Here is an 11966-nt window from a genome sequence, read left to right as displayed (position 1 = left end):
GCATACGCAGTATAACCCAAACGCACTCTGCCGGTCAAATCACGTTGATTTTTGCACCAGATTCCCCGTATACTACTACAGGACAGTGCGGTTGCCGACAATAGGATTAAAACACCGCGATGAGAAAGGATCAGCAACCATGAAATGGCTCTGGACAATCGGACTGGTATGTGTGTGTTTCGCATCGGCGCAGGCGCAACCTCGCCCCTTGCCCGCAGAGATTCAAAAGCGTGTGGATACCATCATGGATGGGGTGGTAGATCGCTGGATTGTACAGATGGACCGCTGGTGGCATGACGGTCAACACGAACATCTGATCAACATGACCTACTTTGCCATTCCACTGGACCCCCACAACATCGATCTGTATGAGAACGCCGGATGGTTACTGTGGAGCTCGGACCGTGACGATGAAGCGGTGGCGCTGTACCAACGCGGTCTGCGCAATAACCCGAACGCTTATGACATGTACTACGAACTGGGACAGTACTACTACATCCGCAAAAAGGATTACGCTAGGGCGCGGGAGTATCTGGAGCAGGCGGTGAAGTTTCCCTGCGAGTGGTTCGTGTGGAACACGCTGGGGCACGTGTATGCTAGGTTGGGGGAGCGCGAAAAGGCTCTGGAGACGTGGCAGGAGCTTTTGCGTCGGTTCCCGATGATGCCGGTAGACCAGATGGAGGCAGTACGGAAGAACATCCGTGACGTCATGACGCGTGATTCTTCACCTTCCTTTGGGGAGAGAGGACAGCGATGACAGGTGTGCTGGACTTGCTCCTGCAGCTGTTGACGTGGGCAATACTGGCGGACGTCATCCTGTCGTGGTTGATGTACGCGAACGTCGTCAAGTGGAGCCCCTGGCACCCGGTGCCGCGCACTCTCAGCCGCATCACCTCGCCCATACTGGACCCGATTCGCAAGCTGGTGCCTCCCTGGCGGTACGGGCTGGACTTCAGTCCCTTTGTGGCACTGATCATCATACAGATTGTTCGTCAGATGATATGGCGGTTGTAGCAATGACCACACCGGTAAGGCTGACACCCATAGACATCACCAACAAGCGATTTCGACGTGCGCTGCGTGGTTACCGCACCAGCGAGGTCGACGAGTTTCTCGCGGAGGTTGGTGCGGATTACGAGGCGGTTGTGCTGGAAAACGCCCGTCTGCGCGAGCAGGTAGCGCAAATGGAGCAGGAGCTGAACCGTTATCGTTCGATGGAGGAGGCGATGAAGGAGGCGCTGGTGCTGGCGCAACGTACCGCCGACGAGCTGCGTGCTACGGCGCATCAAGAGGCAGAAATCCTCCGGGCGCAGGCGGAGATGCAGATACGCCAGCAGTTCGAACAGCAACGAAAAGCCATCGCCGATTTACAGGTAGCCCGTCAGCGGTTCGCTATCGAACTTCGCTCCGCCCTGAACGGTATGCTGGAATTCGTCGAGCGCTACCTGTCCCTACCACCTGCCGAGATAGATACAGAACCGGCGTGCCCGGAGGAGAAGACCGAGCGACCCGAACCGGAGCAGTCGCATGTGGAACAATCCGCCTCAGTTTGAGGAAAGTCCACAGGGCAAAGGTGCAGCTCTGTGGGTAGCTCTACTCCTGTTTGCGCTCATCGTGCTGTCAAACCTGCTGATGCTGCGCCCTCGCATCGTCGACCGCATGGACACGTGGACCACGAAGGTGATGCAGGCTGATTTCAGCGCACGAATGCTGTACGGAGATGTATTACCCTTCAGTGCGGTGCGCGGGGCAGAGTGGAACGAGGTGGTGGGACTGCTCTCTGCCAAAGACGCTCCGCTGGGTGCGCTGGTACGAGCCATTATCCTGCTGCACGATCGCGAAAGCGTCATCGGTCAGCAAGTCGCGCGAGAACGCATTCGGCAGCTGCTGCAGCGTATGCCTGCCGCCCCTACCCGCTTTTCCGCTGAGCAGAAGAAAGAGATACAACGCTGGTGCGAAACGGTATATGGGAATGGTAGCTCTTTGTCCCCCGCAGACTACGAACGGTTCCGACGAACGATTGAGAACTCCCAACTCGGATGGATGCGTCTGCTTGCGTTGAAGCATCTGGAGTTTCTGGCAGGCAACACCGAAGCGGCACGCAGGTGGGATGTCGAGGCTCGCCAGCAGGCAAACCAGCTGCAGCAGATATTCATCGGGGTTTTCCTGGTCGTCGCGATATTGCTGTTGGTTGGGCTGATGCTGTGGCTGACATACGCAGTGTGGAAGAGCAGTGCCCACTCGGCACAGCCGGCACCGCCTTCCCTGCCTTACCGTTGTACGGAAGCGATGCTGTGGGGACTGGTAGCTTACTTCGCCGCGACATACTTCGGGGGGTGGATGGCGGGGGGATTTGTACGCAGTCTGGCTGCCTCTACCCCTTTACTGGTGGTGCTGGTCGTGCTGGTGCAGGCAACGACGGGCGGTGTCGCCGTCTGGTTGCTGCATCTGTTCATGAAGCGTGCGGGCATGGGCTGGCGCGACATCGGCCTGGTCTGGAAACCCTTGTTCCAGCACGTTGGTTGGGGAACGGCGGCTTATGTGGCAACTGTGCCCGTGTTACTGGTGACGGTGGTGGTGGTACAGGTGCTTCTTCCTGCGATACCCACTCCTGCCCATCCTATCGCGGGCGTGGCAATGTCGGAGAACCCGTGGTGGGTTACCATCCTCTTGTTTCTGGTGGCCGCGGTATTTGCTCCGCTGTTCGAGGAGATATTCTTCCGCGGAGTGCTTCTGAATGCCCTGTGGGCGCGCACGGGCAACAAGTGGGCAGGCATTTTGGGTTCCGCGCTGGTCTTCTCGGTATTGCATCCGCAGATGTATCTTGGCTGGGTAGCGGTTTTCGTCATCGGCGTGATGCTGGGCGCGCTGTTTGTAGAACGTCGCAGTCTGTTGCCCTGCATCTGGATGCACGCCCTGAACAATACGCTTGCGCTGATAGCCACCCAACTGCTGAGGGTAGCGGGATGAGCCAGTGGTACCTGAAAGTGCGATTGACCCCTCGCGCCGGACGCAATGAAGTGGAAAGCTGGGACGGCGAAACCCTGCGGGTGCGCGTGACCGCTCCCCCTGCGGAAGGACAGGCGAACAAAGCCTGCCGCGAACTGCTGTCGAAAGCGCTCGATATCCCCAAAAGCGCGATTGTGCTGGTGCAGGGGGCGCACAGCCGCGATAAGGTGTTCCGCATCGAACAGGGCGAACCGGATATAGTGGGCAGGTTCCGCCGACAGTAGACGCCCCTTGCCCCAATCTGCTATAATAACGTTACGCTAACTGTTATCCCTTGCGTTTGCTGGAGGAGAAACACGCATGTTCTCTCCCTCGCGAGAGGAGTTCCATCGTCTGGCGCAGCAGAGCAACCTGATACCCGTGTACCGCGAGATTCTGGCGGACATGGAGACGCCTGTTTCGGCGTTCCGCAAAATCGCGCGGGGGAGATACTCGTTTCTGCTGGAAAGCGTGGCGGGCGGCGAGCGAATCGCGCGCTACTCGTTCCTGGGCACGGAGCCTGCCCTGGTGTTCCGCAGCAAGGGGCGCGAGATACGCCTTATCCGGGATGGAACGGTAACTACCGAGATACTTCCGCAGGGGCAGGACCCCCTGCACCGTCTCAAAAGCCTGCTCAGCCCCTATCGCATCGCGTTGCCAGCCGAGTTGCCTCGCTTTGTGGGTGGGCTGGTGGGCTACATCGCCTACGACATGGTGCGCTTCTTCGAGCGGCTGCCCGAAGAGACGGTGGATGACTTACAGGTGGACGACAGCTGCTTCTTGCTGGCGGATTCCCTGATTATCTTCGATCACGTACGCCATCGCATCATCGCGCTGAGCAACGCGCATGTGGAGGGCAACGCGGACAAAGCATACGAGGAAGCCTGTGCGCGAGTGGACGAGATGATCGAAAGGCTTCGCGCTCCGCTACCGCCAGCCCCCAAAACACCGGCGAGGCAGACGCCCGTTGTCTTCACACCAAACCAGACGCCCGAGCAGTATCAGCAGGCAGTTGCCCGAACCAAGGAGTATATCACGGCGGGCGACGGCACGCAGATGGTCATCTCTCAACGTTGGCATGCCCCTATCCAGTCGCATCCGTTCGATGTATACCGCGCCCTGCGCTCGCTGAACCCTTCGCCCTACATGTTCTATCTGGAGCTGGACGATGTGGTGCTGGCGGGAGCTTCGCCGGAGATTCTGGTGACGGTGGAAAAACGCATCGCCACCACCCGTCCCATTGCGGGCACGCGCCCACGAGGTAAAACCCCTGAAGACGATAAAAGGCTGGCTCGGGAGCTGCTGGCAGACGAGAAGGAGCGCGCCGAACATGTGATGCTGGTAGACCTTGGACGCAACGATTTGGGGCGCGTCTGCGCTTACGGCACGGTGCGCGTGGAAGAGCTGATGACCATTGAGCAGTACTCGCATGTGATTCATATCGTGTCTGATGTGAAAGGCAGGCTTACCCCCGACAAGGATGCTTTCGATGCCCTGCGCGCCTGCTTCCCTGCGGGTACGGTTTCGGGGGCACCCAAAGTGCGCGCGATGGAGATTATCGAGGAGTTAGAGCCGACACGGCGAGGTATCTACGCAGGCGCAGTTGGCTACTTCAGTTTCAGCGGTGACATGGATACCTGTATCGCCATCCGTACCATCGTCATCAAAGACGGGGTTGCCTATATTCAGGCAGGAGCGGGAATCGTTGCGGACTCGGTGCCGGAGCGTGAACATCAGGAGTGCCTGAATAAAGCAGGTGCGCTGATGCGCGCGGTGGAGATGGCGGAAGCCGGTCTCGAGTGAGGTCAGAGATGCTACTGATTATCGACAACTATGATAGTTTCACCTATAATCTGGTGCAGTATTTCGGCGAGCTGGGTGCAGACCTGAAGGTTTACCGCAACGATGCCATCACGCTGGAGGAGATCGAGAGACTGCAGCCCGAGCGCATCGTCATCTCGCCGGGCCCCTGCACGCCGAAAGAGGCGGGCATCTCGGTGCCCCTGATACAACGTTTCGCAGGCAAAGTACCCATTCTCGGGGTGTGTTTGGGACATCAGTGCATTGGCGCGGCGTTCGGTGGAGAGATCGTGCGGGCGCAACAGATTATGCACGGTAAAACCTCCGCGATTTACCATGATGGGCGCGGCGTGTTTCGTTCCCTGCCCAATCCATTTGAAGCCACCCGCTACCACTCGCTGGTGATCGCCCGCGAAAGTTTGCCGGATTGCCTGGAAATCTCAGCGGAGACCTATGACGGAGAGATTATGGGCGTGCGGCATCGAGAGTTCCCGATTGAAGGGGTGCAGTTTCATCCGGAATCTATCCTGACGCAGCCGGGCAAAGACCTGCTGCGCAATTTCCTGAACATGCGTTCGGGATAATATGCTGTTTGTTGTGTCCTGATGAAGAGCATGGAGGGGGGACAAGGATGAACGCTGACGTTCTTCATCATCGCCTTGCGATGATGCAACAGGCGATGTTGTGTGAGGGGGTAGACTGCTTCATTGCCGCGCCATCGGTGAATATGCACTACCTCACCGGTTTCGTGGAGCCAGCGCACGAGCGTTTCATGGCATTGTTCGTGCCCGCCGAGGGTGAACCGACTCTGGTCGTTCCCGCGCTGAGCGCAGAGAGCGCGCGGCAGGAGGCATTCGGGGTCGGCGACATTCGGGTGTGGGAAGACCATGAGGGCGTGGAGCCCGTTTTGCGCGAGGTGGCGCAGGAAATGGACCTCGCCACCGCCATCATCGCCATCGACGAGGATCTGCCAGCGTTGTTTCTGCTGAAGCTGCAGCAGATACTGCCCACTGCCCTGTATCGCCCGGGCACTGAAATCTGGGCAGCGGCGCGCATTCGCAAAGACGAGGACGAGCTGTGGCATATGACACAGGCTTCGCGCTACGCGGATAATGCCTTCGCGGCGGGACTGGCATTGTGCGCCGCGGGCAACACCGAATGGGAGGTTGCCTGCGCCATTGAGGCGGAAGTGGAAGCGCAAGGCGCTGAGATGGCGTTCGGATTACCCATCGTCGCGGCGGGCAAGCATAGCGCCCAGCCCCACTACCGCACGACTAAGACGGTGCTACATCCGGGAGACGTAGTCGTTATTGACTACGGGGCACGCCTGAACGGTTACAACTCCGACGTGACGCGCACCGTGTGTATCGGCGAGGCAACTCCGGAGATACAAAAGATATACAAGATTGTCTATGACGCACACTACGCCGCGCGCGCTGCCGTGAAACCGGGCGTCACTGCAGAGTCGGTAGATGCCGCCGCACGCACGGTGATAGAGAAGGCCGGCTACGGCGAGTTCTTCGTGCATCGTACGGGACATGGCATCGGGTTGTCCGTCCATGAGCCTCCCTACATCGTCAAAGGCAACAAGCAGATACTGGAGGAGGGTATGTGCTTCAGCGTCGAGCCGGGTATCTACCTGCCGGGGCGATTCGGAGTGCGCATTGAGAACGTCGTCGTGGTAACGGCGGACGGCTGTCAGTCCCTGAACTCGGAACCCACACCCCATATTCGGGAGATAGGATAGCAGGTATGACCGTTCAACAAGCGATTGCCAAACTCATCGAGCGGCAGAACCTGACGCGTGCCGAAGCGGCAGCGTTGATGGAAGCCACCATCAGCGGGCAAGCAACGCCTGCCCAAACCGCCGGCTGGCTGGTCGCGCTGCGCATGAAAGGCGAGACGGCGGAAGAGATTGCCGGCTGTGCCGAGACCATGCGCCGCCATGCCGTGGCGGTGCATCCCCAGCGAAAAGCGGAACTGATAGACACCTGCGGCACCGGCGCGGATAGGGTGAAGACCTTCAACGTCTCGACGGCGGTAGCGTTTGTCGCCGCCGCAGGGGGAGTGCCCGTGGCAAAGCACGGCAACCGTGCCGTGACGAGCAAGTGCGGCAGCGCGGATGTGCTGGAAGCGCTGGGATGCCGGCTGGACCTTCCTCCCGAAAAGGTGGCGCAAGCGATTGATGACATCGGCATCGGTTTCCTGTTTGCACGGGCGCATCACCCTGCGATGAAGTACGCCGCCCCCGTCCGACAGGAGCTGGGCGTGCGCACGGTGTTCAACATCCTTGGTCCGCTAACCAACCCCGCCGGAGCGCCGCGCCAGCTGCTTGGCGTGTTCGATGCCAGTCTCACCCGGCTGATTGCGGAGGTGCTACGGGAGCTGGGCACGGAGCGCGCGATGGTGGTGCACGGTGAGCCCGGTCTGGACGAGCTTTCCACACTGGGTGAGACTATCATCGTGCATGTACAGGATGGGCAGATACGCGAAGAGCGAATCGCCCCCGAGCAATTCGGTTTGCGGAGTGCTTCGCCAGAGGAGGTGAGCGCGCCAGACTCGCCGCAATCCTGTGCGGAGATGATACGTCGCCTGTTTAGCGGAGAAAAAGGGGCTGCACGTGACCTTCTGCTCCTGAACGCGGGGGCGGCACTCGTTGTCGGCGGTGCGGCTCAGACCATCGCCGAGGGCATTCAGGTCGCTGGGGAAATCATCGATTCCGGCAAAGCCATGCAGGTGCTGGAAAGCTACATTCAGTTCACGCAGGAGGCAGGCAGGTGACGATTCTGGACACCATCCTGGCTCACAAACGTCAGGAGGTTGCCGAAGCCGAGTTGCGCGTGCCCCTCTCCCAGCTGGAGAAACAGCTATCCGGTGCGCCCCCGGTGCGCTCCTTTCGTCATGCCCTGCAACGAGCTGACGGTCGGATAGCGGTTATCGCCGAGGTCAAGAAAGCCTCGCCGTCCAAAGGGGTACTGCGGGAGGACTTTGACCCCTTGCATATCGCCCGAGTCTACGCCGAGCATGGCGCCAGCGCCATCAGCGTGCTGACGGACGAGCGGTTCTTTCAGGGTCATCTCGACTATCTGCGTGCCATCCGCCAGCAGGTAGACGTGCCCTTACTGCGCAAGGACTTCCTCATCAGCCGATATCAGGTGGTGGAGGCGCGCGTCGCCGGGGCAGATGCCGTTCTCTTGATTGTGGCGGCACTCACCGATGCCGAACTGCGCGAGCTGATTGCCTTTACATGCGAGCTGGGTATGGATGCGCTGGTCGAGGTGCACAAAGAGGTGCAACTGCAACGCGCGCTGGACGCGGGTGCGGTTATCATCGGCATTAACAACCGCGACCTGACCACCTTCCACACCACCTTGGAGGTCACCGAACGCCTCGCCCCGATGATACCCCCAGGGAGTATTATCGTCAGCGAAAGCGGTATCGATTCGGTAGAAGATGTGCGGCGCGTCGCACAGGCTGGGGCACACGCTGTGCTGGTCGGCGAATCGCTCATGCGCGCTGAGGACGTGGGGAAGAAGTTGCGGGAACTCGTGTCCATTACAACATCGGCTATGTCAGTCTGAGTACGCCATTATCGTTGATAATCTTTCCTCCACTGATAAGCGATTCTACCTGTATTTGTACCGTTCTAAGCATGTTCGAGGTTGTCCTTTCAAAACCAAACATCCTGATAACCTCTTTGACCAACTCGGTTGCCTCAATCCCGTAAGAGTTTTTCACAACATATAGTATACCCTGCCGAAGTTCTTCAGGATGGATATATTCTATTTTCTTGTACTGAGGAGGCATGTTACTCCGATTGCGGGGCACGGGTGTTTTCTGAGGCTTTATCCACACGAATTCGCCGTCACAGATGACTTTTCCAGCTCGCTCAACTGCCCTTAGAGCAGCCATGATGTCGCTTCGAATCTTGGTTCCTGCACGTGCATAGCCGCCAGCCTCGCGTATCCGGCGAATTAGCTCCTCAATATGCACAGGGGATTCTTCCTTAGCAACCATAACCACACTTCTAGACAATGCAGTTGTACTTGTGATTGACAGTTTTGCGATATTAGCAAAACGATAATCAGGGAACAAACCGCCGTCGCGAGAAGGTGTTGTTTGGCTTACTCCGTTGTTCACTACGGGAATAACTGGGTTTTCGTCTCTTTTTTCAGGAACGTGTTTAGGGACCGACCACACCTTAACTTCCGAGACACGGTTGATTGCGTCCTCTACAGCCTTTTTCAGGCGCTGCCGCTCGTGTTCGTTATTCCTATACCAGCTTGTGCTCCATATCCGGTGTATCTGCCAACCCCATTGCTCCAAAATCTGTTGGCGGAGGCGGTCGCTATCCCTGGCGCTGCGCGAAGAGTGGTATTGTGCGCCATCACATTCGACCCCTAAAATATACTCAGCCGGATTCAGGGGGTTCACAACCCCGATGTCTACGTAGAATCCGGCAGTGCCTACCTGCGGTCTCACTTCATACCCCCATTCACGCAGCACGTTTAGAACATCCTCCTCAAACGGCGACATAGGTTCCTTTTCCACTACAGGTGGTTCGTCCAAATCTCCAGTCTCAGCATACCTGAGAAAGGTATACAGTGCCCTGACCCCCTTCGGCCAGGAATCATCCATTCGTAGGTCTACGAAACGGATGCCACTGAAAACTTCGCAGCGGTGTCTCGCGCGAGTTATGAGTACATTTAGCCTTCGTTCACCCCCTTCTTTGTTAAGCGGTCCAGAGTTCATTGAAAGACTCCCTTGCTCATCCCTGCCGTAGCCCACGCTGATGAAAATGACATCTCTCTCGTCGCCCTGTATAGTCTCGAGGTTCTTAATAAATAGCGGCTCGTGCAGATGCCTTTTGTCAAATTCGCAAAGCATTGTATCGAGGGCTGGGTCGTCTCGCCTACGCATCTCTAGTTCATCTTCAACAGCGTGTTGCTGGGCGACACTAAAGGCAGCAACCCCTAGTGAAAGGTTCCACGAGTGTTTCAGGTGTTCAATGATAGCATCTGCCACCTTGCTAGCCTCAACCCTGTTCGTTCTAGTTCGTCCCCTTTCATAAACACCCTCAGGTACCGGATGGAAGACCACACCAAGCTCCTTGCACATAAGCAGATTGCTCGGAGGTATCACCAACCGATCGCGATAGAAGAGGCGATTGGAACATTCAATGAGTGAGTGATGCTTGCTTCTGTAGTGCCAACGTAAAAGTCTGTGCCATGGGTGCCTAGGGGGCAAGGCCGCACAAGCCATGTCAAGGATGCTTTCGATGCCGCCCGTTATGTCCTCTTCCTGTTCAGCCTCCGAGATATCGTCCTCAACCAACTTGTCAAAAAACGTCGTCGGGGGAAGCTGCTGACTATCGCAAACCACTACGACTTGTTTGGCACGAAGAATAGCACCAAGTGCGTCCTCTGGTTTCACCTGACTTGCCTCATCAAAAATGACTAAGTCAAACTGCGCGCTGTTCGGAGGAAGATATAACGCCACCGATAGGGGGGACATCATAAACACTGGTTTGATATCAAGTATTGCAGCGCCAGCTTCACTCATTATCCTGCGAACAGGCTTTTGTGCTCGTTGTTTCCTGATTTCGCGCTGAAGCATCAAGAGGTTTCCTGCCCCCCTGTATCGGGGGATTTGCGAAGCGTGCTTTTCTGCAACGCGTAGCCGGTTAATTTGTAGCAGTAGATTGTCTAACTCTTTAAACTTTGCCGTTAAATCAGCGTAGTCTTCTGGCTCGCATTTCCGAAGCACCGGTCGTTGGCTAAGCGCTTCATCGAATATTCCTTGATACCATGTCCAGTCGAACTCAGAGAGAGATACAGCACCGCTTTTTGCCAAATCGGCTAGCCACGAGACACCCGCCCTTTGCGCGTCATCGGTCAAACAGTTGAAACGTACAAGATGTCCCAAGTCCGATATGCAATTGTTCCACTCTTCCAGCTTTACCATCTGCTCGCTGTAAGGTAAAGAAGAGAGGTGCTGCCTAATGACCTGCGCCTGTAGTAGGTCACACAGTGCTTCTAATTCGCTCTCATATTCCACGATAGATAGTGCGCTATAAACAATCTTCAAAAGTACCTCAGAGTTCATAGGCGCCCGTCGCCTTAGGAGCCGGCTTAAATCGATGCTAGCAATCAAAAAGGCAGGAACAGCAAACCGATACCAACGGCGGCCGAACGAGTGGACAGCAAGACGGATTTGAGGTAGTTTCTCTTCCCACGAGGACCTGTTAGAGCGAACGACTTCGCGCAGGTCAATGTCTAATTCTGAATAGGAGCGTAGGCGCTGTAGTGTGTCTTCAGCCCTCTGCAACCGCTCCAACGTCGTCTTAACGCGTGTTCGTACCTCCTCGAGCACTTCCGAGGATATGCTTCGAAGTTCGCTACCCCAAAATGGGTTACGCACAGGTACCCCATAGCGTTGTCTGTATGTCTCAAATCTCTGAACAATCTCACGCACGGACTGATAGGTGTTCAAATCCCAATCCTTCATCATCGTGAAGCGAAGAGGTCTCCGTCCGTTCGCCCTCACTCCCAATTTAATCAACTCATTCGCGCACTGATATGGGCTGACACCATACTGAGATACAGGGGTGTGTAGCGCTGAGCAGTATTCATTAAGCTTCATTCGGACCTGCTCTAATTCTTGGAGCTGCTGTTGAATCCCCTTGACTGAACTAGTCTCGTACTCTATCGTCCTTTTTAGGCTCTCGTAGAAGGATTTCTTAATCGCCTTACTGCTATGAAGCTCAATACACATCTGTGACAAACTAGCTTCATCTAATCTTCGCACTACCACCTCTAACGCTGCACGTTTTTCCGCGACAAACAACACTTTCTTCCCCTCATACACGGCTTCAGCGATCAAGTTTGTAATTGTCTGCGATTTACCAGTTCCGGGCGGACCTTCTATAATCATTGGCTTGGCGTTCTTTGCCTGAACAATGGCCTCGAGCTGCGATGAGTCTGCGTCATAAACTTCAAGTGAACCTTTTACTGGGCGTATTTCATCAAGGTTACCACTAAGTTCGATTGCGTTACATAGGCTAGGATGTTCATTGTCGCCAAATAATATCTGCACTATCTCATGCTCTTCCGGCTTACTACCCGGTTTCCAATTGTTCTCATCCAGGTCTTTGAACATTACATATTTCGCATAATTAA

11 protein-coding genes are annotated in these 11966 nt (G+C 56.4%); 10 read left to right on the top strand and 1 reads right to left on the bottom strand.

Annotated elements, in window-relative coordinates:
* The first annotated feature begins 139 nt into the window (after window positions 1-139).
* The 10 genes from K6U75_00325 (at window position 140) to trpC (ending at window position 8369) form a co-directional block, all read left to right on the top strand.
* A complete protein-coding gene (locus K6U75_00325; protein MCL6473484.1) occupies window positions 140-757 on the top strand; it encodes a tetratricopeptide repeat protein in 618 nt (205 codons plus the stop codon).
* A complete protein-coding gene (locus K6U75_00320) occupies window positions 754-1014 on the top strand; it encodes a YggT family protein (GenBank protein MCL6473483.1) in 261 nt (86 codons plus the stop codon). Before K6U75_00325 ends, K6U75_00320 begins: the two co-directional genes overlap by 4 nt.
* Window positions 1002-1553, top strand: a complete 552-nt coding sequence (locus tag K6U75_00315) for a DivIVA domain-containing protein (protein MCL6473482.1) — start codon at window positions 1002-1004, stop codon at window positions 1551-1553. Before K6U75_00320 ends, K6U75_00315 begins: the two co-directional genes overlap by 13 nt.
* The gene (locus tag K6U75_00310; GenBank protein ID MCL6473481.1) at window positions 1528-2970 is read left to right on the top strand and encodes a CPBP family intramembrane metalloprotease; all 1443 of its coding nucleotides are present in this window, start codon (window positions 1528-1530) and stop codon (window positions 2968-2970) included. Before K6U75_00315 ends, K6U75_00310 begins: the two co-directional genes overlap by 26 nt.
* Complete coding sequence (locus tag K6U75_00305; GenBank protein MCL6473480.1) at window positions 2967-3233, top strand: DUF167 domain-containing protein; 267 nt, start codon at window positions 2967-2969, stop codon at window positions 3231-3233. The genes K6U75_00310 and K6U75_00305 overlap by 4 nt, the downstream gene beginning before the upstream one ends.
* A gap of 76 nt (window positions 3234-3309) precedes the next feature.
* On the top strand, window positions 3310-4791 hold the full coding sequence (trpE, locus tag K6U75_00300) for an anthranilate synthase component I (protein ID MCL6473479.1): 1482 nt from the start codon (window positions 3310-3312) through the stop codon (window positions 4789-4791).
* An 8-nt stretch (window positions 4792-4799) separates the two neighbouring features.
* Window positions 4800-5372 (top strand): aminodeoxychorismate/anthranilate synthase component II, encoded by a 573-nt coding sequence (locus tag K6U75_00295; protein MCL6473478.1) that lies wholly within the window; start codon window positions 4800-4802, stop codon window positions 5370-5372.
* Window positions 5373-5419: 47 nt separating this feature from the next.
* A complete protein-coding gene (locus K6U75_00290) occupies window positions 5420-6535 on the top strand; it encodes a Xaa-Pro peptidase family protein (protein ID MCL6473477.1) in 1116 nt (371 codons plus the stop codon).
* Between the two features lie 5 nt (window positions 6536-6540).
* Window positions 6541-7569: an anthranilate phosphoribosyltransferase gene (gene trpD, locus K6U75_00285; protein MCL6473476.1), complete on the top strand. Its 1029-nt coding sequence runs from the start codon at window positions 6541-6543 to the stop codon at window positions 7567-7569.
* Complete coding sequence (gene trpC / locus K6U75_00280) at window positions 7566-8369, top strand: indole-3-glycerol phosphate synthase TrpC (protein ID MCL6473475.1); 804 nt, start codon at window positions 7566-7568, stop codon at window positions 8367-8369. Before trpD ends, trpC begins: the two co-directional genes overlap by 4 nt.
* On the opposite strand, the gene K6U75_00275 is transcribed toward trpC, so the two are convergent.
* Entirely contained in the window at window positions 8356-11946 is a 3591-nt protein-coding gene (locus K6U75_00275) for a DUF3320 domain-containing protein (protein ID MCL6473474.1), read from the bottom strand. The genes trpC and K6U75_00275 overlap by 14 nt on opposite strands.
* Between the last annotated feature and the right edge of the window lie 20 nt (window positions 11947-11966).

Source organism: Bacillota bacterium, from assembly GCA_023511455.1.
In the GTDB taxonomy this organism is placed as follows: domain Bacteria; phylum Armatimonadota; class HRBIN16; order HRBIN16; family HRBIN16; genus HRBIN16.
The sequence above is the reverse complement of the archived record's forward strand: the minus strand, read 5'-3'. Positions and strand labels throughout refer to the sequence as shown.